Origin of the sequence: Acinetobacter beijerinckii CIP 110307 (genome assembly GCF_000369005.1) — a bacterium.
In the GTDB taxonomy this organism is placed as follows: domain Bacteria; phylum Pseudomonadota; class Gammaproteobacteria; order Pseudomonadales; family Moraxellaceae; genus Acinetobacter; species Acinetobacter beijerinckii.
This window is the reverse complement of sequence record NZ_KB849764.1, coordinates 24511-51264: the sequence shown is the minus strand read 5'-3', so window position 1 is coordinate 51264 and position 26754 is coordinate 24511. Positions and strand designations below refer to the sequence as shown.

The 26754-nt window shown below is 38.2% G+C and carries 25 protein-coding genes and 1 tRNA gene; 13 read left to right on the top strand and 13 right to left on the bottom strand.

Going from position 1 to position 26754, the window contains the following annotated elements; genetic code table 11:
- Positions 1–42 precede the first annotated feature (42 nt).
- Positions 43–933, bottom strand: coding sequence for a LysR family transcriptional regulator ArgP (locus F933_RS01895; RefSeq protein ID WP_005058033.1), 891 nt, complete (start codon positions 931–933; stop codon positions 43–45).
- Positions 934–1036: 103 nt separating this feature from the next.
- Here F933_RS01895 and F933_RS01890 point away from each other — a divergent pair, with 103 nt between their 5' ends.
- Complete coding sequence (locus F933_RS01890) at positions 1037–1639, top strand: LysE/ArgO family amino acid transporter (protein ID WP_005058030.1); 603 nt, start codon at positions 1037–1039, stop codon at positions 1637–1639.
- A gap of 64 nt (positions 1640–1703) precedes the next feature.
- Here the strand turns inward: F933_RS01890 and F933_RS01885 are convergent, their stop codons facing one another.
- From F933_RS01885 to glnA, 4 genes are all read right to left on the bottom strand, one after another.
- Positions 1704–1952 carry a hypothetical protein gene (locus tag F933_RS01885; RefSeq protein ID WP_005058029.1) on the bottom strand — a complete coding sequence of 83 codons (249 nt, stop codon included), beginning with the start codon at positions 1950–1952 and terminating at the stop codon, positions 1704–1706.
- 174 nt (positions 1953–2126) lie between these two features.
- A complete protein-coding gene (locus tag F933_RS01880) occupies positions 2127–3359 on the bottom strand; it encodes an FAD-dependent monooxygenase (RefSeq protein WP_005058027.1) in 1233 nt (410 codons plus the stop codon).
- On the bottom strand, positions 3356–4567 hold the full coding sequence (ubiH, locus tag F933_RS01875; RefSeq protein WP_005058025.1) for a 2-octaprenyl-6-methoxyphenyl hydroxylase: 1212 nt from the start codon (positions 4565–4567) through the stop codon (positions 3356–3358). Before ubiH ends, F933_RS01880 begins: the two co-directional genes overlap by 4 nt.
- Before the next feature lie 286 nt (positions 4568–4853).
- Positions 4854–6269, bottom strand: coding sequence for a type I glutamate--ammonia ligase (glnA, locus tag F933_RS01870; RefSeq protein WP_171057879.1), 1416 nt, complete (start codon positions 6267–6269; stop codon positions 4854–4856).
- 620 nt (positions 6270–6889) lie between these two features.
- On the opposite strand from glnA, the gene F933_RS01865 reads away from it, so the two are divergent.
- Both F933_RS01865 and F933_RS01860 read left to right on the top strand, forming a co-directional pair.
- Positions 6890–7474, top strand: coding sequence for an anthranilate synthase component II (locus tag F933_RS01865; RefSeq protein WP_005058022.1), 585 nt, complete (start codon positions 6890–6892; stop codon positions 7472–7474).
- Positions 7475–7831: 357 nt separating this feature from the next.
- On the top strand, positions 7832–9190 hold the full coding sequence (locus tag F933_RS01860) for an L-cystine transporter (protein WP_005058019.1): 1359 nt from the start codon (positions 7832–7834) through the stop codon (positions 9188–9190).
- 80 nt (positions 9191–9270) lie between these two features.
- On the opposite strand, the gene F933_RS01855 is transcribed toward F933_RS01860, so the two are convergent.
- The gene (locus F933_RS01855) at positions 9271–10065 is read right to left on the bottom strand and encodes an MOSC domain-containing protein (RefSeq protein WP_005052948.1); all 795 of its coding nucleotides are present in this window, start codon (positions 10063–10065) and stop codon (positions 9271–9273) included.
- A 259-nt stretch (positions 10066–10324) separates the two neighbouring features.
- Here F933_RS01855 and trpD point away from each other — a divergent pair, with 259 nt between their 5' ends.
- From trpD to F933_RS01825, 6 genes are all read left to right on the top strand, one after another.
- The gene (gene trpD / locus F933_RS01850) at positions 10325–11374 is read left to right on the top strand and encodes an anthranilate phosphoribosyltransferase (RefSeq protein ID WP_034710320.1); all 1050 of its coding nucleotides are present in this window, start codon (positions 10325–10327) and stop codon (positions 11372–11374) included.
- A gap of 9 nt (positions 11375–11383) precedes the next feature.
- Positions 11384–12190, top strand: coding sequence for an indole-3-glycerol phosphate synthase TrpC (trpC, locus tag F933_RS01845; protein WP_005058013.1), 807 nt, complete (start codon positions 11384–11386; stop codon positions 12188–12190).
- 137 nt (positions 12191–12327) lie between these two features.
- Positions 12328–12804: a GNAT family N-acetyltransferase gene (locus F933_RS01840; protein WP_005058011.1), complete on the top strand. Its 477-nt coding sequence runs from the start codon at positions 12328–12330 to the stop codon at positions 12802–12804.
- Positions 12805–12963: 159 nt separating this feature from the next.
- Positions 12964–13650: a Smr/MutS family protein gene (locus F933_RS01835; protein WP_005058009.1), complete on the top strand. Its 687-nt coding sequence runs from the start codon at positions 12964–12966 to the stop codon at positions 13648–13650.
- 90 nt (positions 13651–13740) lie between these two features.
- Positions 13741–14289: a GTP cyclohydrolase I FolE gene (gene folE / locus F933_RS01830; RefSeq protein ID WP_171065926.1), complete on the top strand. Its 549-nt coding sequence runs from the start codon at positions 13741–13743 to the stop codon at positions 14287–14289.
- A 13-nt stretch (positions 14290–14302) separates the two neighbouring features.
- Entirely contained in the window at positions 14303–14665 is a 363-nt protein-coding gene (locus F933_RS01825; RefSeq protein WP_005058006.1) for a cupin domain-containing protein, read from the top strand.
- A 36-nt stretch (positions 14666–14701) separates the two neighbouring features.
- Here F933_RS01825 and F933_RS01820 read toward each other — a convergent pair whose 3' ends face one another.
- The 4 genes from F933_RS01820 to hemE all read right to left on the bottom strand — a co-directional run bounded on the left by F933_RS01820 (position 14702) and on the right by hemE (position 19224).
- Complete coding sequence (locus F933_RS01820) at positions 14702–16582, bottom strand: Lnb N-terminal periplasmic domain-containing protein (RefSeq protein WP_034710317.1); 1881 nt, start codon at positions 16580–16582, stop codon at positions 14702–14704.
- Positions 16583–16665: 83 nt separating this feature from the next.
- On the bottom strand, positions 16666–17136 hold the full coding sequence (locus F933_RS01815; protein ID WP_005058000.1) for a DUF3015 family protein: 471 nt from the start codon (positions 17134–17136) through the stop codon (positions 16666–16668).
- Between the two features lie 176 nt (positions 17137–17312).
- Positions 17313–18110 (bottom strand): DUF817 family protein, encoded by a 798-nt coding sequence (locus F933_RS01810; protein ID WP_005057998.1) that lies wholly within the window; start codon positions 18108–18110, stop codon positions 17313–17315.
- Between the two features lie 40 nt (positions 18111–18150).
- Positions 18151–19224, bottom strand: a complete 1074-nt coding sequence (hemE, locus tag F933_RS01805) for a uroporphyrinogen decarboxylase (RefSeq protein ID WP_005057996.1) — start codon at positions 19222–19224, stop codon at positions 18151–18153.
- A gap of 201 nt (positions 19225–19425) precedes the next feature.
- Here hemE and F933_RS01800 point away from each other — a divergent pair, with 201 nt between their 5' ends.
- Positions 19426–20634 (top strand): L,D-transpeptidase family protein, encoded by a 1209-nt coding sequence (locus F933_RS01800; RefSeq protein ID WP_005057994.1) that lies wholly within the window; start codon positions 19426–19428, stop codon positions 20632–20634.
- A gap of 68 nt (positions 20635–20702) precedes the next feature.
- Here F933_RS01800 and F933_RS01795 read toward each other — a convergent pair whose 3' ends face one another.
- The gene (locus tag F933_RS01795; protein ID WP_005057992.1) at positions 20703–21965 is read right to left on the bottom strand and encodes a GGDEF domain-containing protein; all 1263 of its coding nucleotides are present in this window, start codon (positions 21963–21965) and stop codon (positions 20703–20705) included.
- A gap of 162 nt (positions 21966–22127) precedes the next feature.
- On the opposite strand from F933_RS01795, the gene pyrC reads away from it, so the two are divergent.
- The 3 genes from pyrC to F933_RS01780 all read left to right on the top strand — a co-directional run bounded on the left by pyrC (position 22128) and on the right by F933_RS01780 (position 23904).
- A complete protein-coding gene (pyrC, locus tag F933_RS01790) occupies positions 22128–23162 on the top strand; it encodes a dihydroorotase (RefSeq protein WP_005057991.1) in 1035 nt (344 codons plus the stop codon).
- Positions 23147–23809, top strand: a complete 663-nt coding sequence (gene rnt, locus F933_RS01785) for a ribonuclease T (protein ID WP_005057989.1) — start codon at positions 23147–23149, stop codon at positions 23807–23809. The genes pyrC and rnt overlap by 16 nt, the downstream gene beginning before the upstream one ends.
- A gap of 19 nt (positions 23810–23828) precedes the next feature.
- Positions 23829–23904 (top strand) — tRNA-Glu (locus tag F933_RS01780).
- 151 nt (positions 23905–24055) lie between these two features.
- On the opposite strand, the gene proB is transcribed toward F933_RS01780, so the two are convergent.
- Entirely contained in the window at positions 24056–25189 is a 1134-nt protein-coding gene (gene proB, locus F933_RS01775; RefSeq protein ID WP_005057987.1) for a glutamate 5-kinase, read from the bottom strand.
- 15 nt (positions 25190–25204) lie between these two features.
- Complete coding sequence (cgtA, locus tag F933_RS01770; RefSeq protein WP_005057986.1) at positions 25205–26422, bottom strand: Obg family GTPase CgtA; 1218 nt, start codon at positions 26420–26422, stop codon at positions 25205–25207.
- Positions 26423–26754 lie beyond the last annotated feature (332 nt).

Here is a 26754-nt window from a genome sequence, read left to right as displayed (position 1 = left end):
ACTTAGCTTTAGACAACATTCATCACAATTAAAAAAACACATCTATCTCAGTATTTTCTGAGCTGCTTGGATAATCGTTTCAGTCAATATTTCTAATTGTTGCGACTGTCGTTTCCAATGATGCCAATACAGAGGAATATCAAGTTCAGCTTCAGGCATTAGTTCCACAAGTAAACCATTATCGAGTAAGGATTGAACTTGAATCTCTGGTGCCATTCCGTAGCCCAAACCTAATTGGATTGCTTTAACAAATGCATCTGTCGATGGAATAAAATGAAAGGGATAACTTTGCATCGATAATCCAAAATACTTTAATAATATGTCTGAATGCATCAGATCTTTATGATTAAAAATAACTGCAGGCGCAGATCTCAAACGCTCCCTATTAACCCCTTGTCTAAACCAATATTTAACAAAATCCGTCGAAGCCAACATTTTATAGCGCATTTTGCCAAGTGGCTGTGCTAAACAGCCAGACATCACTTCAGCCTCAGCAGAAATACACGCATTGACTTGACCTGTTTCTAACAAAGAATGTGTGTGAGATTGATCATCAATTTTCAATTCCAATACGATCTTTTCTTTAATGAGTGTTGATTGAATTGAAGGTAAAAGCCATGTTGCCAATGAATCAGCATTTGAGGCCAAGGCAATTTTATAAAATTTAGAATCAGAAGTTTTACCCATTAAACCTTGTAATAAATTTTGCTCCATTAATCGGGTATGCCGCAAATGATCGAGTAAGGTTACTCCTGCATATGTAAGCGTAGATGGACGACCACGAAGGATTAGAACTTGTCCAAGATATTTTTCTAAGGCCTGTACTCGTAATGACACAGCCGAAGGTGTAATAAATAAAAATTCACCAGCAGCATCAAAACTTCCCAATTCAGCCACCGCAAGAAAAGCTTCACATTGCTTACTATCGAGCATATTAACCTTAATTATTTTTAGTCAAACCTAAATATTCTTAATTTTACTTATTTTAAGCTTAAAAGTCAGATAATTCTCTCATCTTATTTTCTCTTCTTTTTTTATGATCTCTCTTGGCATTTTTATCAAAGGTTTTGGTATAGGCAGTGGTCTGATTGTCGCTATTGGTGCTCAAAATGCCTTAGTCCTAAAACAAGGGCTCAAACAGCAATATGTATTTTGGCTATGTTTTATATGCGCCCTTTCTGACTCTATTTTAATTGGATTAGGTGTATTGGGTTTTGCTGAAATCATGACCGCATCTCCAATTCTAATGAAACTTACTCATTATTTTGGTGCAATTTTCTTGTTTGTTTATGGTGCTAGATCATTCTATGCTTCATTTAAAACGACTCATAGTATGCAACTCAACCAAGGTCACCATCAAACATTAACCCAAGTACTTTTAACTGGGCTGGCATTTACATGGTTAAATCCTCACGTTTACTTAGATACGATTGTACTTATTGGCTCATTAGCTACTCAATTTGAGGATAAAATGAGTTTTGCTTTAGGCAGTATCGTTGCCTCATGGATGTTCTTTTTTAGTTTAGGTTATGGATCTAAATTCTTAAAACCACTATTCACTAACCCAAAAGCATGGAAAATATTAGACTTTATTATTGGTTGTATCATGTGGAGTATTGCTACATCGTTGCTTCTCTAATCTAAGTCTTTGAGCAACAGAAAAAGCACCACGATCGTGATGCTTTTTCTATGCCATAACTGACTTAATCTTGATGTTCATCTGGTGGAACTTCTGTAATACGTCCACCACGTGCAAGAAATGCAGCTACTTCATCTTCTAAAGCTTGGCGTTGTTTTAGCTTAGCAGTAACAGTCAATGTTTCTGCTTCAGCAAGATCAGCATCATTGGCACTTGATTCTTCACTATCAGCGCCACTTTCTGCGGCTTTCGCCTCTTCATCGTCTACAGCAGAATCTTCTGTGTTTTCGTCGTAATCATTCATTTCCGTCATATTACTCTCCCCACAATGACTAAAACTCTCATCATCGTTATTTGGTCATCAGAACTTGGTGAAATTTAGCAAGCTCTTCACATTTATCAAAGCAAAATATTTGCAAAATTGTGTATTTTATAACCAAATTCACTCTGATTTATAAATGATTGTTTAAAAAATATCTACTCTTTTTTAGCAAGCGTATCTTGTGTATCGTAATGCCGCTAATCCATTGGCTTGGTTCATAAAGCGATCTTTAAACCAATCGAATTGTTCAACCTGTTTCAGCCCAAAGTTTCTTGCCCAAACAAATGGAAATAACTCCGAACTTTCCAACCAACCAATCGCGGACATGCTATGCATCATCGCATCATTCTGCCCTTTACGCAGGTGTTCATAACGTAATAAAGTTTGATCGTTTGCCCATGCGCCACGCTTTAAATCATGTAGTAAGACATCGCACAGTACCGCAGCGTCTAGACAGCCAATATTCACACCTTGTCCAGCTAAAGGATGAATGACGTGGGCAGCATCACCAATCAATGCCAAGCCTGATTTGATATAGCGCTGCGCTGCACGCGCTTTAAGTGGAAATTGTGCTCTAGAGCGAACATCAACGACCTCACCCAACATTTGTAGGCTCTCCTGAGTGATCAATCGCATAAAATCTTGATCAGTCAGTGCTGAATACTCATCAGCATAATCATCAGGTAAAGTCCAAACAATCGACTGCCAATAACCATTCTCTTGTGAATCCAAACTCGCCATTGGTAAATATGCCAGCGGACCTGTCGGTAGAAAAATTTGACGAGCTACATATTGATTCGGCTGAGTAGTTTTAATTGCACAACTGATCGCAGCTTGTTTGTAATCCAGTACATCTAAATCAATATAAGCTTGCTCACGTACAAAAGAGTTCGCACCATCAGCACCAATAAGTAACTTAGCCTTTAATGTTGTGCCATCCGCCAATTGAATAGACCAACCTTGTGGAATTTGTTCGATCCGTATGACTTTGACTTGAGTGCGGTAGTCTTTAAGCTGCTGCAACATTTTCTGTTGAATCGCAACATTCAAAACGCTTGGCTCGACCATTGAACCAAGAGCTTGATCTGGCGGAGGTTGCTGTTCAGAGGCATGGCCAAAATTAATTTCACCATAGCCATTTTTATTCCAGACTTGCATGCCTGAATATGGCATTTGACGTGCTAAATCATCCCAAACATCGACTGTTTTAAGCAAATGAATCGTTGCCTGACTCAGTGCCAATACACGAGGATTCATCACCGCCAGTGTTTTGTCTTGATCAAGCACAGGCGCTGCATCCAGCACTGTAGCTTGCACACCACCTTGAGCCAATAGCAAAGCAGTTAAACCTCCGACTAAACCACCGCCTACAATCACAACATCTAACAGCTCACTCATGCTTTTAGCCCCATCGCATAGTTCGCAACCAAAGGTTTAATCCCTGGAATCACGTCAAAAGCAACCAAGCCTGTATTTCTTAATAATTTAAGGATTGGATTTTGATTGCTAAAGCCACGCACTACCGAATCACAGAACTTGATCACCCGTTGCTGATCCTTTAAACGGGATTGCTCATAAGCCAATAAATTTTCTGGAGCACCAACATCATCGGACTTCGCCAATTGTTCCAACAAGAAACGAACCAACACATCCGCATCACGCAAGCACAGATTAAAACCTTGTCCTGCCACGGGGTGAATGGTATGTGCTGCATTGCCCATCAATACCACACGCCCAACTGCCTGTTTATGCGCCAAGACTTGCGACAAGGGATAGCTAAAACGCTTACCTGTTTTTTCAAACTTACCTGCTCGATCGCCATAGGTTTCCTGCAAAGCATCAAGGAAGTGCTGATCATTTTCTTCACCCAACCATTCTGCTTCAGTGCCTTTTTTTACAGGCCAAACCACTGAGCGACGGTATTCACCCGGTAATGGTAACAATGCCAACGGCCCTAATGCGCTAAAACGTTCAAAACCAACATGCTGGTGCGGCTTAGAAGTCTGTACGGTGGTCACAATTGCGACTTGGTCGTAATCATGTTCGTCAACTGCCACACCAATCGCTTGACGGCAGAATGAATCACGGCCATCGGCTGCAATCACTAACTTGGATTTTAATGAATGAATATATTCACCGTTACGCATCGCTTCAATTTGCACGTAATCTGAATCTTGGGTTAGAGACGTCACTTGCACACCATCAATTAACTCAATGAGAGGTTGTTGACGCACTTGAGTTAACAATACACGACCTAACCAAGCATTCTCGATCACTTGTCCAAAGCTTTCTACTTTTTCTTGTTCTGCGACTAAACGCGCCTTACCAAAACTGCCTTGCTCGGTAATATGCACTTGTAAGATCGGCGTAGCATATTGCTGAAGTGCTTCCCACAAACCTAATTTTTGATAGATCTGTACGCTGCGGCGTGACAATGCCGTGTTACGCGCATCAAAACTGGAATGATAAGGAGCAATATTTTCATCATCGTAATTTGGATATTTCACAGCTTCTAATAACTTTACTGCGATATTAGATTTTGCCAACATTAAAGCAAGGCTGAGTCCAACCATACCTCCACCGACAATGATGACTTGTTGCTGCATAATATTATTCCTTATCAGTTTTTCATGACTTGATGTTTGGAGACTATCTTACTCTAACTTAAATTAGGATGGGAATTTGTTCTTTGTTTGGTCTGTGTTTTAAACATTCAAAAATCTTTTACTAAAAAATATCTTTGTTAAATCATCTACTAAAATGACATATAAAGTATTTAATAATCACATTTAGCATATATCAATTTTAGAAATATATTTCAATTCAATACTATAGTTAAAAGTTTAGACATAAAAAAGCTCGCCGAAGCGAGCTTTTTTGAATAAGGATGTATTACAGGCTGTAGTACATATCAAATTCAACTGGGTGAGTAGTCGTGTTAAGACGACGTACATCTTCAGTTTTAAGTTCGATATATGCATCAAGCATTTCTTTAGTGAATACACCGCCTTTTAATAAGAACTCATGATCAGCTTCAAGCGCAGCAATTGCCATTTCTAAGTTATGAGCAACTGTTGGGATTTTTGCTTCTTCTTCAGGAGGAAGATCATACAAGTTTTTATCAGCAGCTTCACCTGGGTGAATCTTGTTTTGAATACCATCAAGACCAGCCATTAATAATGCAGCAAAACCTAAGTACGGGTTCATTAATGGATCAGGGAAACGTGCTTCGATACGCTTGCCTTTAGGGCTAGAAACGTAAGGAATACGGATAGAAGCAGAACGGTTACGTGCTGAGTAAGCAAGCATAATTGGTGCTTCATAGTGCGGAACTAAACGCTTATAAGAGTTTGTACCTGGATTCGTAATCGCATTCAACGCACGAGCGTGTTTGATTACACCACCGATGAAGAATAATGCCATTTCTGATAAACCAGCATATTCATCACCAGCAAACAAGTTCTTACCATCTTTAGAGATAGACATGTGAACGTGCATACCAGAACCGTTATCACCTACCATTGGCTTAGGCATAAATGTCGCTGTTTTGCCATATTGGTGAGCAACGTTCCAAACTGCATATTTGAATTGTTGAACTTCGTCCGCTTTACGAACTAAGGTATTGAAGCTCACACCAATTTCTAATTGGCAAGAAGCAACTTCGTGGTGATGTACTTCTACACGACCAGGACCCATGATGTCTTCAATACGTGCACACATTTCAGCACGCATGTCTTGATGAGAGTCAACTGGAGGAACTGGGAAGTAACCACCTTTCACACGTGGACGGTGACCTGAGTTACCAGCTTCGTAATCTTTACCTGTAGACCATGCAGCTTCTTCAGCGATTAATGTATGGCGAGCGCCAGACATATCGATATCCCATTTCACTTCGTCAAAAACGAAGAATTCTGGTTCTGGACCAAAGAATGCAGTATCGCCAATACCTGTAGATTTTAAATACTCTTCTGCACGACGAGCAATCGAACGTGGATCACGCTCATAACCTTGACCAGTAGAAGGCTCAATTACGTCACAAGTCACAACAACTGTTGGCTCAGCAAAGAACGGGTCAAGGAAACCTGTTTCAGCATCTGGACGTAAGATCATGTCAGACGCTTCAATGCCTTTCCAACCAGCGATTGAAGAACCATCAAACATTTTACCGTCTTCAAACGTATCTTCATCAATAGTATCGGCAGGATAAGTTACGTGTTGCTCTTTACCCTTAGTATCAGTAAAGCGAAAATCGACCCATTTTGCGCCACTTTCTTTGATGAGTTGAAGGACCTTGTTCGCCATGCTCATTTGCTCCAATGAAATTTTTGTGCACCTGTTAAGTGCGTGTTAGTTGTTGATATATAAATAGCAATTATCATACCAACAATTTTAAAGCATACCTAAAACATTGAAATTCTTTGCAGAAAAAATGCTTTAAGCTCCATGTCCTATGTCTACTATAATGTTTGCATTTAGTAATGCACCATATTTATACATTACTCTTTCGCAAGAGTCCCTAAAAAAGACAAAATGTACCAAAACAGTGCAATATAAATAACAAAGAACTAATGTAGTGCTAATTACGCCATTATTCTTAGCATAAATTGGCTTTTTATATCATTCTTTTTAGAATCATTCCAATCAATTCATTTAGACTTTCCATTCACCTTGTTCTTTTTTTCTCAAGTGTATAATTACAAAAATTATTCACACTTAATTGGTTATTTTAATTTAAGAAAATCACTCGGTCTAAAATAACTACTTGTTTCAAAATTTCCCACATTAATGGTCTGTTTTGATATGATGATTTTCCGTAATCGCTAGAATAATCCTTCTTTTGTTAAAGATAGATGAAATTACATAGCGTTCGGATTAGTTTATCGAATTCAATAGCACAGTTAAGTGCATATTTTCAAAAGGTTATAATCATGCTTCTAATGATTGACAATTATGACTCATTTACTTACAACATCGTTCAATATTTTGGCGAGTTGAATCAAGAAGTAAAAGTTGTTCGTAATGATCAAGTGACATTAGAGGACATTGAGCGATGGCAGCCAAAATATTTAGTGATTGGTCCTGGCCCATGCTCCCCAAGTGAAGCAGGAATTTCTATACCAACGATTAATCATTTTGCAGGAAAAATTCCATTGCTCGGTGTTTGCTTAGGTCATCAAGCAATAGGACAAGCATTCGGTGGCAATATTATCCGTGCTAAAACAGTCATGCATGGTCGTTTGTCAGATATGCACCATAGTGATAAAGGAATTTTTAGCAATTTACCTTCACCCTTTGCTGCAACTCGCTATCACTCTCTCGTAATCGAACAAGAAAGCTTACCTGAATGCTTAGAAGTTACCTGTTGGACCAATCAAGCTGATGGAACCATTGAAGAAATTATGGGAGTGAAACACAAAACACTACCTGTTGAAGGTGTTCAATTTCATCCTGAGTCAATTTTAAGCGAACATGGTCATCAAATTTTTAAAAACTTCTTGGATATGTATGCTTAAACTCAAGAATTAAAAATTCTCAGTCTTCAAACAGCCTATTTTAATGAATAGGCTGTTTTTATTTTGAACATCTAAAATCAATATATAACTTATACATACTGATCATATTTTCAGCATTAAAATTAAACAACAAACATTTATTTAAAACAATTCATTCTTTTTCAATAATTAATCGACTTTTCACATGTTTTTAAAAGGAAGTTTAAACACAGTTTTCAGATGATTTAGACGCCTTTTTAATTTTTTAGATTAAGTATAGTCATAGGAATGATTAAGCTTCAGGGTAAGTGGATGATAGAATCTGTAAATTATTTTTTAGATATCTCCCCCTGAAATATCAATCAGGATAGCCTTATTGTGAATACCTTGGTTTTATTGAATATTATTGTATTTTTCTTGCTCATGGCAGGATTGTTTTTTACTTATCGACCAGATTGGAGCCTTGCAAAAAAAGTGCTCATCGGTATGGGTGTCGGTATCGTTTATGGTCTAGGCTTAAAAACGATTTATGCAGACAGTTCTATTATTGCAGAGTCAGTGACGTGGTTTAATTTAGTTGGAAATGGTTATGTTCAACTATTACAAATGGTGATCATGCCACTTATTTTCATCTCGATTTTGAGTGCTGTTGTCAAACTTCATCAAACCACGTCATTAGGTAAAATTAGCAGCTTCGTTATCGGTATTTTATTATTTACCACAGCAATTGCTGCTTTCGTTGGGATTGGTGTGACCAATTTATTTGGTTTAACGGCTGAGGGGTTAGTACAAGGCTCTCAGGAAACTGCTCGTCTTGCAGCGCTACAAACCGACTACATTGGTCAAGTAACCAACCTCGATGTGCCTAAACTACTCCTCTCATTATTACCTCAAAATCCTTTCGCTGATCTGACTGGGGTTCGTCCAACCGCGATTATTAGTGTTGTAATTTTCTCTGCTTTTTTAGGGGTTGCAGCACTTAAACTGATGGATAAAGATCCAATCAACGGCGAAAGAATTCGACATGGAATTGAAGCTCTACAAGCATTAATCATTGGTTTAGTTCGCTTAGTGATGCAATTTACACCGTATGGTGTATTCGCTTTAATGGCGAAAATGGTTGCGACGGCGAATGTTGCTGATATCGTTAAACTAGGTGAATTTCTTGTCGCTTCCTATCTCGGTCTTGCGATTATGTTCATCGTCCATGCGTTGATTTTACTGTTTGTCCGTATAAATCCAATCGATTTTTTCAAGAAAGTTTTTCCTGTTTTAACATTTGCATTTACCAGCCGCTCAAGTGCCGCTAGTATTCCTCTGAACATTGAGGCCCAAACAAAACAACTGGGCGTACCTGAAGGCATTGCAAGTTTTTCAGCCTCTTTCGGAGCAACCATTGGTCAAAATGGATGTGCGGGGTTATATCCTGCAATGCTCGCAGTCATGGTAGCACCAACAGTTGGTATCACCCCTTTAGACCCTTTATGGATTGCACAGCTTGTTGTGATTGTGACTTTAAGCTCAATTGGGGTTGCAGGTGTCGGTGGTGGCGCAACATTTGCTGCTTTGATTGTTTTACCTGCAATGGGGCTGCCAGTTACATTGGTCGCTCTACTTATCTCAATTGAACCCCTAATTGATATGGGGCGTACGGCGCTAAACGTAAATGGCTCAATGACCGCTGGTGTTGCAACAAGCCAATTACTCGGTGTTAGAGAGACTACAAATAACGATTAAGATGATTCACTCATAAAAAAGCCAATCATTCATTCAATGATTGGCTTTTTTTACTATCTAATCTGTATTCAATCATGTATTTAGCCGAGAATTTTAACTTCTTGTGCAACTTGTATAACGCCTTCTCCACGATGTAATGCATTTTGCCCCATCATGACTTTATTTCCTTGTTTGCGATACATGAGCATCGCTCGCATGACTTCAGGCTGTTTTTGTCCTGTAACTAAATCAATAGTCGGAATAACACAGCGAGAGCATGGTTTAACTAAATCAAATACAATCTCACCAATTTGAATTTGCTGCCATTTGTCTTCAGCAAAAGTATCACATCCTGAAATAACAATATTTGGTCTAAAACGTTGTACATCCAATGCATAGCCAACTTTTTCAGAAAGAAACTCGACAGAGGCTTCACTTATAATCAAAAAAGGAAAACCATCAGCAAAACCAACCCGCTCACCAAGTTGCGCATATTCTGGATCGACCTGACGAACCGTTTCAAGTGGCATATATACCAGTTGTACCTTTTTCTCTAACTTTTCACTGAGCCAATCATTCACTGGATGATCAATTCGATTTCCCTTAACCTGATCTTGCCATACGGTCACTAGACGCTCATCTTTATGTCCTTGAGCCTCAATTAAACTGAGCTCAATATGTTCAGACTGATAATCAAAACAAACATCTTCCGAAGAAACGCTAACCCCTATTTGTCCCATTTCTGCAATTTGTCGCTGAGTCACGAAACGATCATCGCTATCAACCAACATCCATCGACGATCCCATTTTGGCCCAAAACTATCAATTTCCATTTCAGATAGCTGATTGCCTTTACATGATTTCACGGGATAATTTAAAAGTTGGCTGACGTACATATCGAAATTCTCATCAAGGCAGAAATTTATAAATAAAGTTTGTTATTGATTGATTATGATAGTAGAAAATTATAGCAATATGTCTAAATTTAGAGCACATCAGGTTTTTATTTAAAGCATATAAAATCCACATTATTTTCTGATAACATAACTCACTAGCTTTTAGCTCAAGTATTACTCCTTCGTCGTACCGAACCAATTGCGACCAAATCAAACTATTTTCAAATTTAATCAATTCTTAATACTGTAACTCATGACTATGAATATCCAACAGGCACTGAATCACATTACTAAAAATATTCATCTCACCCAACCTCAAATGGAAGATTTGATGCGCGGCATCATGCAAGGTGAAGCCACTGATGCCCAAATAGGCGCATTAATGATGGGCTTGCGTATGAAGGGCGAAAGTATTGATGAAATAACTGCGGCTGCGCGTATCATGCGTGAATTCGCGATTAAAATTGATGTCAGTGATATCCCACATTTGGTTGATATTGTTGGCACAGGTGGCGATGGGCAAAATTTATTTAATGTCTCTACAGCATCTAGCTTTGTTATTGCTGCCGCTGGCGCAACAATTGCTAAGCACGGCAATCGTGGGGTATCGAGCAAATCAGGTTCTTCTGATGTCCTTGAACAGATGGGTATCCAACTTGATTTAGATATGCAGCAAACTGAACGTTGCATACGTGAAATTGGTGTAGGCTTTCTATTTGCGCCGAATCATCATAAAGCTATGAAATATGCCGTTGCACCACGCCGTGAGCTAGGTATTCGCAGTATTTTTAATTTACTTGGTCCTCTCACAAATCCTGCAGGTGTAAATCGTTTTGTTATTGGTGTGTTCTCTGATGAACTTTGCCGACCAATCGCAGAAGTTCTAAAACAACTCGGTGCAGTACATGTAATGGTTGTACATTCTAAAGATGGTTTAGATGAAATCAGTCTTGCTGCGCCAACTACTGTGGCTGAGCTTAAAGATGGTGAAATCACTGAATGGACGCTTACACCTGATGAAGTAGGTATCCCATCGCAAACCCTTACAGGTTTAGTGGTAAATAGCTCAGAAGAAAGTTTAAAGTTGATCAAAGATGCTTTGAGTCGAGATAAATCTGAAATTGGTGAAAAAGCAGCAAATATGATTGCACTCAATGCTGCTGCTGGCATTTACGTGGCTGGCATTACCAAAACTTATAAACAAGCAGTTGAGTTTGCTCAGGATATTCTTTATGGCGGTCAAGCCTTGGAAAAAATGAGTATTTTGGCTGAATTTACTAAAACATTGAAACAATATCAGGCTGACTAAGGATTTCTCATGATCGATATTCAAAATACCATTTTAGGTAAAATTGTTGACCGCAAACATGAGGAGCTTACTGCACGTTTGAAACAACGTAGTTTGCATGATGTAGAACAATGGGCAAAAGAAGCAACACCTGTTCGTGGTTTTGCCAAGGCTTTACAGCATAAACGCCCTGCTGTAATTGCTGAAATTAAGAAAGCATCACCTTCAAAGGGTGTGATTCGTGCGGAGTTTAATCCTGCGGAAATTGCACAGCAATATGAACAAGCAGGTGCAGCATGTCTCTCTGTTTTAACAGATGTAGACTTTTTCCAAGGCGCTGATGAGAATATTGCAATTGCGCGTCAGCATTGTGCCCTACCAGCGTTACGTAAAGACTTTTTAATTGATCCTTACAATGTTGTTGAAGCACGTGCATTACATGCAGATTGTATTTTATTAATCGTGGCATGTTTATCTGACCAACAACTAGAAGAAATGTCTAAAACAGCATTTGAACATCAATTAGATGTATTAGTTGAAGTACATGATGAATATGAGTTAGAACGTGCGTTAAAATTATCTGAACAATGCATTTTAGGTGTGAATAATCGTAACCTTAAAACTTTTGATGTGGATTTGAATACATCTATTCGTTTAAAGAGGTTATTGCCTGCTTCTCGTGTATTAGTCACTGAAAGTGGTATCGCCACTCCTGCGGATGTGCAAATGATGCAGGCAAATGATATTCATACTTTCCTTGTTGGTGAAAGCTTTATGAAACAGCCTAAACCAGATCAGGCATTTAATGAATTGTTTGGAACACCTGAGCAGATTTAAATTTATAGCTCGATACAAAGCCCAATTCTTTATGATTGGGCTTTTTTCATATCTCAATCTTATTTTGAAAAATAATAATTATAAATAATCATTTAGATTTTATAATAAAGTGCCATTCATATTTTTAGGAATACACATTGAATATTGAGTTTTGTCGTCTAAGTAATATTGAAATCGCTGACATTATTTCGTTACTAACTAACGACCGAGTGCTCAAACATATGCCTTTGGCTAAAGATAGCCTATTTGATGAAAAACAATGTCTTGCTTGGGTTAAAGGAAAAGAAAAACAATGGCAAGACCATGGTTATGGTCCTTGGGCATTTCTAGTCGACAATAAATTTGCAGGTTGGGGTGGCTTACAATATGAAGATGGAGATGCTGATTTAGCATTAGTGTTGCATCCCAAGTACTGGGGATTAGGCAAGAAAATATTTAATGAAATTATAAGAAAAGCATTTAATGAAATGGGGATGGAATCAATCACGATCTTATTACCCCCTACAAGAAATAAATTAAAAGGAGTTTATTTATTAGGATTTGAGTTTGAAAGTGAAATTATGTTTAGCGGTGAATGTTTTATAAAATATAGACTATATAAGCCCTCAATATGAAATAAGGTGATTTAGATAACTAATCATTGTTTTTAAAGTAGACCACGACTAAGCTTTCATTGATCAAAAAAATTATATGAATCTGATTCAGTTCAAATCAACACGGTTTCAGACTATAATTTTCCATCCCTCTCGTATCTTATATATTTTCTTAAAATTATGAGTAAACATGACTCCTCGCTTTCTAAAGATCAGTTTAACTTACTGAAAGCTTTTAAAAAGCAAATCTCAAACCCTCAATCCAACACGATTACAAAACAAGCTGAGTCACAAAAGGCTACTGCTGTTGAAGAGCTGGAAGATACAGAGCTTTTTAAAAAAGCATTATCGGGGGTTAAGCCCATTGATAATGGCAATATTGCACAGATTCAGACCGCACGCTCAAAAAAAGTAGATGCCCAAACCTTGGCCAAACGTGCAGCAGCTGAAGGTAGCGCTGAACAAGAACTCACTGAGATTTCAGATACTCAAGCGATTTTAAATCCTGTGGCAAGCCAAGCTGCATTAAGCTATCGAATTGCAACTTTACAGCACAAAGTATTTGAAGACTTAAAAGCAGGTAAAATTCGCTGGTTTGAAGCTGTAGATTTACATGGTTGTACTGTCGAGCAAGCACGCGCCGCAGTTTTACAAATCATTCAGATGGCTAAAGACGAAAATCAAAATGTCATCAAAATTGTTCACGGTAAAGGTCCAGAAGCGATTTTAAAAACCTATGTAAACGGCTGGCTTAGACAACATCGTGATGTACTTGCCTTTGTCAGTACGCCAGAAAATCAAGGTGGTACTGGTGCTGTTCTTGTGCTCCTAAAACGTGCAGAAAAGAACCCAAAGTACAAACAATAATCGGCATTTGACTCAAAAGTAAGTTTTTGAATCGTTTTCTGATACAATTCCCGTTTTGTTCAACCCACCTAAGTGAACATTGTTATGTCTATGCAGCAATCGTACGCAAATATCTTAACTGCCATTGGCGAAGATTTGAATCGTCCAGGCCTCAAAGATACGCCTATGCGTGCGGCTAAAGCTTTTTCTTTTTTAACTTCTGGTTATAGTAAAACACTTGAAGAAGTTACAAATAGTGCGGTTTTTCCATCCGATAACCATGAAATGGTATTGGTTAAAAATATTGAATTTTATTCACTTTGTGAACATCACCTACTCCCTTTTTACGGTCGTGTCCACATTGCATATTTGCCTGAAGGTCAGGTTTTAGGTTTATCTAAGTTTGCACGTATTACAGAAATGTTTGCGCGTCGTTTGCAAATTCAAGAAAACTTAACGCAACAAATTGCTGAAGCAGTTGCAGAAGTAACTCAAGCTCGTGGTGTGGCTGTTGTAATTGATTCTGCTCATATGTGTATGATGATGCGCGGCGTTGGCAAACAAGAATCAACCACTCGTACGGTTTCTTTTGTTGGTGATTTTAAAACGGACAAAGAAGCACGTCGTGAATTTTTAAGCGCTGTTCCTGAAAGTTATTAATCAGAGCATTGTCATGTCTTCCATTCAGTTAGCAGGCTTTGGTGAGTTAATTCAAGCTGAAGCCAGTGTTGATTATCCTCGTCCTGATCGCTTGGTTAAAGGCAATCCACAACGTCTTACCTATGACTTATATACACATCCTCATATGGGTTGTGGAATTTGGCAATGTGAAGTCGGTGCTTGGAATATTCAGTTTGCAGACAATAAACAAGAGTTCTTTCAAGTCATTGAAGGTGTTGTGCGTATTCACGATGCCAAAACAGATTCATATATTGAAGTTTCTGCGGGTCATGCAGGCATTATCCCACCCTCATTTGTTGGTACGTTTGAAGTGATTGAAGCTGTAAAAAAATACTTTGTGATTGTTGAGGTTTGATAGATTTAGATCTACCAAACTTCTCAACGTTAAAAATTAAAAAAACCAAACATAACCCAAACCGACTTTACTCCAGTCTTTATGATCTTGCTGTTCAAAATCCCAATTCAACCGTAAAGCATTATTTGAATTTAAACTATATTGGAGTTGAGAACCGACTCTTAGATTCCACTGACTTTGATCTTCCCAGTAAGGCAATTCAATTTGCACAACACTATTAATCTTATCCGTCCATCTGTTCATACAACCGACTGTTGGTCCTAAACCAATTCGCCAACCTTTATCAAGCGAATGACCACCTTGAAAATGACTTTGCATTTGGGCATAACACAAATGTCGACGATCATAATCAGCTAAGCTGTAGCCGACCTGCATATTTAGGTTCATAACACCATGCTGCTGATCATTACTAAAATTTCCATGATCTAGTGCTTCTTGCTTCCAACCTAAATTAAATCCCCACGTAATCGGTGATTTAAAAGGTTGAATAGGGTTATACGAATTCACTGTCAATAAATCTAAATGTTCGAGCTTAAGGTGATCATCACGATATTGAATATTGCCGTTTAGAAATAGTAATTGAGTACCTAAACGATAACCACTTTGGGGATCAATCAGATCATGATAAGCCTGACGATGTCCTAACTCGATAAACTTCTGTCCTTGTACTTCACCGACATTTACAGATAAATTTCGTGCATGATGTCCTTCCACAGGTTGCATTTTAGGACGCTCAGGCTCTTGACGCTGTTTTTCAACATCATTTTGGCTTCTTTCGGCAAGAAGCTGTCTTAACTGTGGCTGGGCAAAATCTGCATCAACCTGACGACTGATATATTGCAAATATAAATCGTCATATGCCATTTCTAAGATTTTTGCTTGATCGTGTTTGTTATATTTTTCTAATAATGGTTGAGCTTTTTCCACATCTTGAAATGCAACTTGATGGGCAACTTTAGCCAGTGGCGTACCGTGCTGTTTTGCTTGTGATAACAATTGAGTTTCCAAGGCTGGACGATAGATCACCTCTTTGACTAAGTCTTGTTGATCTACTGCCTTTAACGTTTCAATCGGAATTGCAGCATAATTAAATTGTTTTTTTAAGTCTAAGTTCGGACGAACTAGATCAATTAATCCAAGCAAACGATATGCACAGTTATCACTGACAAAATAATAAGGAAAACTCACATGCTGCATTTCCCAAATATGTTCGACTAAGAAACGAGTTTCTTCAGGTGTTAAATTGAGCTCATACTCCCACAAATCACGACTTTCAAAGTCGCCATATTCTTTTACTTTACGATAGTAAGGCATTAAAGAATATTCACCCGGATACTGCCCTGTTAAACCTTTCCAAGCATATGACCAATTATCCTCACCACTAACTGTCGCTGCATAGTTTACTGCGTATGAAACTAAGTTTAGTTGTTTCTGATCTTTAGGGTCTAAACGCAGTAAGGTATGCCCAAACATCGAACTTGGATTACCCATAAAGTCAGTTGCGTAAATCAACGTGGCTTTATGTGGTTTAATTTGATTAATCCATTGATCAAACTCAGGACACTTCACGATTGGAAGCTTTTCGGTATCAATATTGAGTTGTTGGATCAACCAACGGCTACGAGCAGGAAATTTGCAACGAATTGATTGATTCTCAGCAGTATTAATAAATAGAGCTTTTACATCAGCTTCTAATTCACCTTTTAAATTATTTTTTCCATCTTTTGCATAAAAATATCCATCATAAGCAACCTCACTATTTTGCGATTGGTCTCCATACATTAAGCGTTGCCATGTGATGTCTTGCTGCAGTTGTTTCTGTTCAGCAATCTGCAAATAATTTTGTATATCGGTTTCAACTGAGGCATGTGCAAAATGGCACATTAAAGAAGCGAGGGTGCAGGTTATTAATTTCATTCAGCCGCAAATTTTAAGATTATTAAGATTAAATGATCTATAAAAAACCCTGCCATTGAGACAGGGTTTTATATTCAAACGTATTAAACGTAAGCTTTAAGTACAGCGTCTTTCGCCATTACGCCTTGTAATGAATCTAATACTTGAAGTGTATTTTGATTTTTGCTTGAATAAATTTCAGCAAAGTTTGCTTTAGAAACTGCAAAGAAACGTGCTTTGTCTGTTGCTTTAATTTGCATAAGTTCAGCAAGTACGTTTAAGCTTTCGCCTTGACCTACAGCCATATCACGCGCTAAAGATTCAGCATTTTCATTTGTAAAAGTAACGACTTGAGCCGTAACTGTTCCACCTTGACGGCATCCTAAAGTACCGAAAGTAATACCTAATAATTGGTTAGTAAAAATACCATTTGTAGTTGCAGCTAGAATTTTAGGTGCAATACCTTTTTGACCAGCCCAAATTTGGGTACCAGCACCACAACCAACATCATTATCAGCCATTGTGACACTTGAACCAGCTGCGAGTAGCGCTGCTAATGCAATTTTTTTCAACATAGAAATAATCTCCAGGATCAATTATTTTTTGGTATTTGTTATCACTATTGTATTGTGTAACGCTTATTACACGTAAATTAAAATAGCGAGGTTAAAGTCTTTTAGCAATTAAAATTTGAAATAAAGCTGAAATATTTATAAAGCGTATTTAAAAAAATAACCATGAATAAAACTTTTCACTTATTTAATTGCCAAGTTCCATTGTGATTGCGTGTTCCTAAAATTTTTAAAACTAAAACCAAACTTAATAATAACAATAGGTACCATGAGCCAAGTTTTCCCCAGCCAACCATATGCCAAGCATCGATTTGACTTGGATAAAGCCAAATTTTATAAAAGGTACTAATGTTTTCTGCAATCCAAATCAAAAATGCAAGCAACAGTAAAATTGGAAGCATTGGCATCTTGAAGCGAATGTTTTTCAACTGGAAATATAATTTCGTTTTCCAGAAAATAACGACACTCCAACTAAATAAAATCAAGCGAATATCTGGAAGAAAAAATTTAGTCATAAAATTCAAATAAGAAAGAACAGCTAAAAACATCATATTTCTGAAAGTAGGCAAGTTCTCAATAGAAACTGTATATAATCTTAAAGATCGGGCAAAGAAACTACCCACAGCCGAATACATAAATCCTGCAAATAAAGGCACAGTTAATAATTTAAAGACCGCAGGTTGTGGATATTGCCAAGAAGCAATTGCTGGATGAGTTAGAAAAATTTCCATCCCCATCGCCATAATGTGAAACAGAGCAATGACTTTTGCCTCAGCCCATGACTCTAACTTTAAATAAATTAAGCAAACTTGAATAATCAGAGCATAAAACAATAAATAATCATAACGGAAGAAACCATAATAATCTTGGCTTCCCATAGGTGCAGTGATTGCAAATGCAATTAAAAGCAATAATCCAAATAAGGCAGCTGAAGCTGCCTTAATCATAAAATTTGAAAGTAATACAATCGATTGCACAAAACTAGTCCTAATATTTAGTCTTGAAGGATTAAAGATATCAACCTAAATATTTCGCACTGTATTCATGAACTGTATCGACAAAAATCTTTGGCTGAGCTGGATCGACCCATTGAGTAATACCATGACCAAGATTTGCGATATATCCTGTTTTTTCACCATTTTTATAGGCATCATCTAGCATTGCTTTGACAGATTTTTCAATTGAAGCTGCTGATCCATACAATACTGCTGGATCTAAATTTCCTTGTAATGCTGCGCGACCATTTACAATTTCGCGAGCAGTATAAAGTGGTGTCGTCCAATCCAAACCAAATGCATCAGCTCCAGTAGTCAACATAGTTTCTAACCACTGTCCACCACCTTTGGTAAATACAATGATTGGAATACGACGACCATCTTTTTCACGTTGAAGCCCAGCAATAATCTTCGTCATATAATTCAAAGAAAACTCAAGATATTCGCGATGAGCTAATGCCCCGCCCCAACTATCAAAGATTTGAATTGCTTGAGCACCAGCATCAATTTGTGCATTTAAATAATCAATCACTGAATCAGCAAGATGATCTAATAATGCATGTAACACTTCTGGTTGAGCGTACATCATATTTTTAGTGAAGCGGAATTCTTTACTTGAGCCGCCTTCAATCATATAAGTCGCTAAAGTCCAAGGGCTACCAGAAAAACCTATTAAAGGTACCTGACCACCTAATGCAGATCGGATTGTCGATACTGCATTCATGACATAAGCTAAATCAGATTTTGAATTTAATTTCGGTAAGTTAGCGACATCTTGCTCAGTACGAACCGTTTTATGAAATTTTGGACCTTCACCTGTTTCAAAATACAATCCTAAACCAAGCGCATCAGGAATCGTTAGAATGTCAGAAAATAAAATTGCAGCGTCTAAATCATAGCGACGTAATGGTTGTAAAGTAACTTCACAAGCAAATTCTGTATTTTTACATAGAGATAAAAAGTCTCCTGCTTGCGCACGAGTTGCTTTGTATTCTGGTAAATAACGTCCTGCTTGACGCATCATCCATACTGGCGTGGTGTCTACAGGTTCACGTAGCAAAGCTCGTAAAAAACGATCATTTTTTAACGTTGTCATTACCAATCTCTAAATTTTTTCATGTGAAGCGCATGATAACAAAGTTAATCCTTTTTTTATAATTCCAAATCCATACAAAAAATCAGACTTCCTACATTATTTTTTACTTAGACACAAAACTGCTACTGCAAGGTCACTGATTTTCTGTAATACTTGCAATATCTTATATCTCAATATGAATAATTCTTAAGGTTGAATTACATGTTTGTTCGCTCATTACTCGCTATGAGTTTAAGTTGTATTATTGCCAATGTTGCTTTTGCTGCCCCAACAACTGAGCAACCTTTAAATCCAAAAAAAATTTCGGCATCTGTCCAAGATCCGATTGATCCTTTAGCAGTAGAACATTCAGCTGCTTCAAGCGTTGTTGCACAACCTGCATCAAGTGTTGCCGATAATGCAGTTTCTGATCCTCAAGTAAATACAGGCGTTGCTTCAGCAGTTTCTTCAAAATTAGAAACTACTCCTGAATCATCTACCGCTAATAATGTTACGCCTGCTGTAAAAGTTTCATGGACACTGGATAGCATGAATAATGCAGAGTGGCCTGAAGGCTTACCAAAAGGTCAGCTTCCTGCCTACGCACGTGCTCATGTAATGCTGAATAATGCACACGCATCACCTGGCGCAATTGATGGTGCAAACGGTAAGAATACTTTAAAAGCGATTGCTTCATTCCAACAGATGAATGGATTAACACCAACAGGTCAGTTAACTCAAGAAACATGGGATGCCTTGGTTGCAAAACAAACCAAGCCTGCTTATGTTGAGTACACCATTACCGATGCAGACTTGAAGGGTCCATACGCAGATTCGATCCCTTCGGACTATGCTTTACAAGCAAAAATGAAAGGCTTGTACTATACCCGTGTAACTGAAATGTTAGGCGAAAAGTTCCATATGGATGAAAATTTCTTGAAGAAATTAAATCCGACCGCAACCTTTAAAAAAGTAGGCGAAAAAATTATCGTTGCGAATGTTCGTAATGATTTACCAGAAGACATTCATTTGATTGTTGCACATAAAGGTGCTCGTCAACTTTATTTATTCAACAGTCGCAACCAAATGATTGCTTCATTTCCTGCAACAATTGGTAGTACTGACACGCCTTCTCCAACGGGTACGTATAAAGTAGTCGGCGTTGCTAAAAACCCTTGGTATAGCTACTCACCTTCAAACTTTATTCAAGGTAAAAACCTAAAACCTCTTTCTTTACCACCTGGTCCGAACGCACCAGTAGGTAATATTTGGATTGGTTTGAGCAAAAAGTCTTTTGGTATTCACGGGACACCAAATCCATCTTTAATCTCTAAGACAGCATCACACGGTTGTATCCGCTTAACCAACTGGGATGCGAATGACTTAGGTGCTAAAGTACGCTCTGGGGTTACAGTAAAATTCTTAGAATAATGTTTTAGTACAATACGATAGATACCAAAACCGAATATCAATATATTCGGTTTTTTAATATCTCCAATTTATTCAATGATGGGTAATGGTTGATAATAAATTTGATTTCGACCTAACTGTTTTGCTCTATATAATGCTTTATCTGCGGTATCAATTAACACTTCTTGACTGATTTTGGAGTTGCCATTAAAAACAGTAATACCCAAACTAATAGTGACGTGATTAGAGACCAAAGACTTTTCATGTGGAATCATCAAGCGATCAATCGCACGGTAAATATTCGTTGCTACCGCATAAGCACCTTGAGCAGATGTTTCTGGTAACAACACCACGAACTCTTCACCACCATAACGTGCAATAAAATCCATATGACGAATTGAACTTTTAATGGATTTAGCAATCGTGGAAATCACCTGATCTCCCATTTGATGTCCGTAATAATCGTTATAGTTTTTAAAATAATCTATATCAATAAATAAGACTGACATCGATTTTGTTTCTTTGCATGCCATTTCATAGTAATAACTAAACATTTCTTCAAATGTTCGCCTATTTGACACAGTAGTTAACTCATCATGTTGGCTTAAGTGCAAAAGCTCAGATGCTTGTAAACGGAGAATTTTCTCATCAATTTCAGAGATTTTTGTTTTTAAAAATATTTTTCGCTCTTTGGTCGAAAGCATAATACTAATTGAAAATCCTAATAATAGGCTTCCAATAAAAGTTCGACCTAACATTAGAAAATCACATGGAATCTTTAAAAAATATAAGCACAATAAAATCATGACTGCGGCAGAAGAACCAATCCACAGCATGTGTTTCGGTTTAATTCCACTCAGAATAAAACCCAACATATATATAAATGCGATTAATACCATCGATTGATTTTGTAAAACTCTATTCGATACACACATCATGAGTAAAGAAGGGAAAAAAATAGTACAAAAAACAATCAAACAAGCAGCAGGATAAAATAATTGATTCAATTTATTAAATCTGGAGAATGCCCAAAATAAAAAAAGCGCAGCACCAACCACCAGTAAACTCAATATACTGTAGACAAGGTCTAAGGCATAATTGGGGCTATTACGAATAACTAAAAAATTGGATGGCAGAATCAACAATACGAAAATTGTATAAGTAATTACACCTTGAGCAAAAAATTGAATCGCGTTGATACGTGTTCGATCAATATTAAATCGCCAAAACTCCTTTTCTAATAAAGCCGGCAACGTTTTCTGTGTCTTTTTCCCCTGATAATGTTTAGCTACAAGCTGTTCTAGATCTTCTTTTGACCTCCGTAGCTGCTCAAGATCATATTGATTTTCCATCCCTGTTACTCTTCTTATAATACTGTTTTCTTACGCCGCATAAAAATAACACAATTTCTGCTGTTGTCATGCACTTTGCTTAACCACTTATCCGTAATTGTAGTTACCATTTTCCCCCTATATGCATTATTATTTGTATTATTTTTAAGTTTGAAGTGCACCTTGAATACGATTACTCTTTTGCAACCTGATGATTGGCATGCGCATTTGCGTGATGGTTTAGCATTAAAACGTACTGTCCCAGATCTTGCTAAACAATTTGCACGCGCAATTTGTATGCCTAATCTCGTTCCACCTGTAAAAACTGTTGAAGAAGCAGTTGCATACCGTGAACGTATTCTTGCACATGTACCCGAAGGGCTTAATTTTGACCCTCGAATGGTACTTTATTTTACCGACTTCACCTCACCTGATGAAGTACGCAAAATCAAAGAATCTGAATTTGTAAATGCAATTAAACTTTATCCTGCTGGTGCAACAACAAATTCGGATAATGGCGTTAGTGATATTCGCAAGGTTTATGCTGTTATTGAACAACTTGAAGAACATCAAGTGCCATTATTATTACATGGTGAGGTTACTCATAATCATGTCGATATTTTTGATCGTGAAAAGCGTTTCCTCGATGAAGTTCTATCGCCCTTATTAAAACAGTTTCCTCAATTAAAAGTTGTTCTGGAACATATCACCACAAGTGAAGCTGCAAATTTTGTACTTGAACAAGATCGTAATGTTGCGGCAACCATTACTCCCCAACATTTGTTATTCAATCGCAATGATATGTTAGTCGGTGGTGTTAAACCTCATTTCTATTGCCTACCTATTTTAAAACGCCAAACACACCAAACAACGTTACTTGAAGTGGCAACGAGTGGTAATCCAAAATTCTTCTTAGGCACTGATAGCGCACCTCACGCGCAACATGCTAAGGAAAATGCATGCGGTTGCGCTGGCTGTTATAGTGCACCAAATGCGATAGAACTTTACGCTCAGGCTTTCGATCAAGTTGGTAAGTTAGAACGCTTAGAAGGCTTCGCTAGCATGTTCGGTGCTGACTTCTATGGTTTACCACGTAATACGTCAACCATTACTTTAGTGAAAGAAGAAAATACTGTGGTTGAATCACTTGATTATCTCGATGATCAAAAAATTATTCCACTTCATGCAGGAAAAACACTGCAATGGAGAAAAGTGTGACAGAAGAAAACAAAGCTCCCGTCATTGGTCAGCGTTTTCGTGGTTTTTTACCTGTTGTTGTTGATGTAGAAACAGCAGGTTTTAACTGCCAAACCGATGCCCTACTTGAAATTGCATGTATTCCAATTGTCTATGATGAAGATGGACAATTTGTTCCAGGTCCCTCATTTCAAGCGCATATCAATCCTTTTGAAGGGGCTAATCTAGATCGCCGTTCGTTGGATTTTATTGGAATTGATCCATTTAATCCAATGCGTGTTGCTATGGCTGAAGATGAACGCGGCGCTTTACGACGCATTTTTAAATCATTAAATGAAGTTCGTAAGGCTCAGCATTGTACCCATGCTGTTTTAGTCGGGCATAATGCTCATTTTGATTTAGGCTTTTTACAAGCCGCAATTCAACGAACTGGTACTAAAAATCAAAATCCGTTTCATAGTTTTTCTGTATTTGATACGGTAACTTTAAGTGCAGTAATGTTTGGACAAACTGTTTTAGCTAGAGCATGTATTCAAGCTGGAATTGAGTTCGATGGTAAAGAAGCCCACTCTGCTTTATACGATACACAGAAGACTGCTGAACTGTTTTGCTATATTTTGAACAAACTGTCTCCTCATCTTCTTGACACTTTGGTGACAGAGCCCTAATATACACCCACCTCAAGAAGTCCCTATCGTCTAGAGGCCTAGGACATCGCCCTTTCACGGCGGTAACCGGGGTTCGAATCCCCGTAGGGACGCCAAATTCTAAAAAGCCACTGTCTAAATCTGAACAGTGGCTTTTTTATTAGGTTTCAAAAAGTATAATTAAAATAATATTTGCTGCAGTTTTGAAAATTAATCATTAGATATAAAAAAACCCGCATTAAGCGAGTTTTCAATCTTAAATATAAATCAATAAATTGCCATATGATCACGGTGAATCATTTCTAAAGAACGTGCTTCGCCTAATACTTGGTATACTTTTTCAGAAGATAAGCCTTTAACCATTTCTGCAGAAGATGAACTAAAATTCACTCGGCCAACTGCAATTCGACTACCACGTTGATCAATACACTCAACCACATCCCCGCGAGCGAAATGCCCTTGGATAGCCTTGACCCCAACAGGTAATAAACTGCGATGTTGGAGTTTAATTGCTTCAACCGCACCATCATCTATCACTAAACGACCAGCCGTTTGCAAATGTGCTGCTAACCATTGTTGATGTGCTGTAACTCGATCATTATCAGTAGTGAATAATGTTCCTAGCATCTCTCCAGCCATCAAGCGCGCAAGTACATGATCACTCTCACCACTAGCAATCAGTGTTGGGCATCCAGATTTTGCTGCAAGTCTTGCCGCTCGAACTTTAGTGACCATTCCGCCACGACCCAGAACGCCGCCGCCGCCTGCCATTTCAAATAAGGTGTCATCTAAAGCACGTACCGAAGAAAATAGCTTAGCATTTGGATTACTTCGTGGATCTGAATCAAACATGCCTTGCTGATCAGTTAAAATAATCAACAATTCTGCATGAACTTGTCCTGCAACCATGGCAGCTAAAGTATCGTTATCACCAAAACGAATTTCATCTGTGGAGACTGTATCATTTTCATTGATCACGGGAATCACTCGCCAATCAATCAAGTTTTGCAATGCATCACAAGAATTGAGATAACGACGACGATCGGCAAGATCGTCATGTGTAAGTAAAACTTGCGCGGTTTGAATTCCATGCTGATCCAATACACTAGACCAAGTATGAATTAAACCCATTTGACCTATGGCTGCACAAGCTTGCAAACTGGGTAAATCAGTGGGTCGACTCGCAAGTTTCATGCGCACCATCCCTTCTGCAACTGCACCTGATGACACAAGTATAATTTCGTGCCCAGCATTGTGTAGATCTGCAATTTGTTTCGCCCAATGCGAAATTGCTTGCAAATCTAAACCTTGACCATTTGCAGTCAGTAAAGATGATCCGATTTTAACAACGATTCGTTTACACGCATTGAGCTGACGTTGCCCATCGACCACTTCTATCATTTTTCCCTCGATTTACTAGTCACGAACATAGACACTTTCTACGTCGCCTTCATCCTCATCTTCATCAAAATCTTCATCATCGTCCAAGCCAGCCTCACGCTGAGCCTTACGCATTGCACGATATGCTTCTTTCGCCGCGATGGTTTGTTCACGTGTTTCAGCTTCAAGCTGTTCACGGAATGCTTTCACTTCTGCTGCATACTCAGGATCTTCAATTTCGCGCTCACGTTGTTGCTCGATTTGATCCATGAGGTAATATACAACTTCTTTAGTTCCTTCAGACATCAAACCAGAAGTTTTAAATACAGGACCTTCCCACTGCAATTCATCAAGAATATGTTGACACCACTCTTCTCTTGATTCTTCAGGAAGTTGGTCAAGCTTGTTCAAGACAAGAACTACGGGGAGTTTTGCTAAAGTTGGCGAAAATTTTACTAATTCACCTAAAATCGCTTTTGCATTATGTGCAGGATCTGAACCATCAATTGGTTGTACATCAACAATATGCAACAAGATACGAGTACGCGCCAAATGTTTGAGGAAACGAATTCCTAGACCTGCACCTTCCGCCGCACCTTCGATTAATCCTGGAATATCCGCCATTACGAATGAGCGATGACGATCAGCATCGACCACACCTAAGTTAGGCACCATTGTTGTAAATGGATAATCAGCGACTTTTGGTTTTGCTGCGCTGACTGCGCGAATAAACGTTGATTTACCAGCATTCGGCATACCAAGCAAGCCAACATCAGCAAGCACTTTTAACTCTAAACGCACTTCACGGTATTCACCTTTAATACCATGTGTACATTTACGAGGCGAACGATTGGTTGAAGATTTAAAATGCGTATTACCTAAACCGCCATCACCACCATGTGCAACTTTTACGCGTTGACCATCGGCAACTAAGTCACCAATAATATCGCCAGACTCAGTGTCAACGATGGTTGTACCCACAGGTACTCTTAGAATAATGTCTTCACCACCACGACCTGAGCAGTTTGCACCACGACCATTTTTACCACGTTCAGCGCGGAATCTACGTGTATAACGATAATCTACGAGCGTCCCAGTGTCATCATCTGCTTGAATATAAACACTTCCACCACGTCCCCCGTCCCCGCCATCAGGACCACCAAAAGGGACAAATTTTTCACGGCGAAAACTAGCTACGCCATTGCCACCGTCGCCAGCCTCTACGGTTATGACTGCTTCATCAACAAAGCGCATGTGCCAATCCTCTGAATTCTGTAAAGCCGGCTATTTTGCCACATTTTAATAAATTTCTCGAATGGAATTGTGCAGTGAATCCCTTTTTTTAAATATTTGATACTAAGTAAAAGCTTAGGTTGAATTTTTTTTATAAAACTGAATGATTTGGTTGTAAAAATTTAATAATCTATGTTTTGTTGATTGTCTATTTTCGGATTTTTCATAGCTTTACAAAGATATTAAATTTTACAAACATTTAAGCAAGGCTGAGCCCAACCATACCGCCACCGACAATGATGACTTGTCGCTGCATAATATGATTTCTTAGCAGTTTTTAATGACTTGATGTT

Excerpts from the sequence above, each read along its gene's own strand:
- F933_RS01795 (WP_005057992.1), bottom strand. The coding sequence starts at position 21,965 with ATGGAAAATCAATATGATCTTGAGCAGCTACGGAGGTCAAAAGAAGAT.
- F933_RS01885 (WP_005058029.1), bottom strand. The coding sequence starts at position 1,952 with ATGACGGAAATGAATGATTACGACGAAAACACAGAAGATTCTGCTGTA.
- F933_RS01815 (WP_005058000.1), bottom strand. The coding sequence starts at position 17,136 with ATGTTGAAAAAAATTGCATTAGCAGCGCTACTCGCAGCTGGTTCAAGT.
- proB (WP_005057987.1), bottom strand. The coding sequence starts at position 25,189 with ATGATAGAAGTGGTCGATGGGCAACGTCAGCTCAATGCGTGTAAACGA.
- rnt (WP_005057989.1), top strand. The coding sequence starts at position 23,147 with ATGGAGAAAAGTGTGACAGAAGAAAACAAAGCTCCCGTCATTGGTCAG.
- F933_RS01890 (WP_005058030.1), top strand. The coding sequence starts at position 1,037 with ATGATCTCTCTTGGCATTTTTATCAAAGGTTTTGGTATAGGCAGTGGT.
- F933_RS01855 (WP_005052948.1), bottom strand. The coding sequence starts at position 10,065 with ATGTACGTCAGCCAACTTTTAAATTATCCCGTGAAATCATGTAAAGGC.
- F933_RS01895 (WP_005058033.1), bottom strand. The coding sequence starts at position 933 with ATGCTCGATAGTAAGCAATGTGAAGCTTTTCTTGCGGTGGCTGAATTG.
- glnA (WP_171057879.1), bottom strand. The coding sequence starts at position 6,269 with ATGAGCATGGCGAACAAGGTCCTTCAACTCATCAAAGAAAGTGGCGCA.
- F933_RS01865 (WP_005058022.1), top strand. The coding sequence starts at position 6,890 with ATGCTTCTAATGATTGACAATTATGACTCATTTACTTACAACATCGTT.
- F933_RS01835 (WP_005058009.1), top strand. The coding sequence starts at position 12,964 with ATGAGTAAACATGACTCCTCGCTTTCTAAAGATCAGTTTAACTTACTG.
- F933_RS01820 (WP_034710317.1), bottom strand. The coding sequence starts at position 16,582 with ATGAAATTAATAACCTGCACCCTCGCTTCTTTAATGTGCCATTTTGCA.
- F933_RS01880 (WP_005058027.1), bottom strand. The coding sequence starts at position 3,359 with ATGAGTGAGCTGTTAGATGTTGTGATTGTAGGCGGTGGTTTAGTCGGA.
- ubiH (WP_005058025.1), bottom strand. The coding sequence starts at position 4,567 with ATGCAGCAACAAGTCATCATTGTCGGTGGAGGTATGGTTGGACTCAGC.
- F933_RS01825 (WP_005058006.1), top strand. The coding sequence starts at position 14,303 with ATGTCTTCCATTCAGTTAGCAGGCTTTGGTGAGTTAATTCAAGCTGAA.
- hemE (WP_005057996.1), bottom strand. The coding sequence starts at position 19,224 with ATGACAACGTTAAAAAATGATCGTTTTTTACGAGCTTTGCTACGTGAA.
- trpC (WP_005058013.1), top strand. The coding sequence starts at position 11,384 with ATGATCGATATTCAAAATACCATTTTAGGTAAAATTGTTGACCGCAAA.
- F933_RS01800 (WP_005057994.1), top strand. The coding sequence starts at position 19,426 with ATGTTTGTTCGCTCATTACTCGCTATGAGTTTAAGTTGTATTATTGCC.
- cgtA (WP_005057986.1), bottom strand. The coding sequence starts at position 26,422 with ATGCGCTTTGTTGATGAAGCAGTCATAACCGTAGAGGCTGGCGACGGT.
- folE (WP_171065926.1), top strand. The coding sequence starts at position 13,741 with ATGCAGCAATCGTACGCAAATATCTTAACTGCCATTGGCGAAGATTTG.
- trpD (WP_034710320.1), top strand. The coding sequence starts at position 10,325 with ATGAATATCCAACAGGCACTGAATCACATTACTAAAAATATTCATCTC.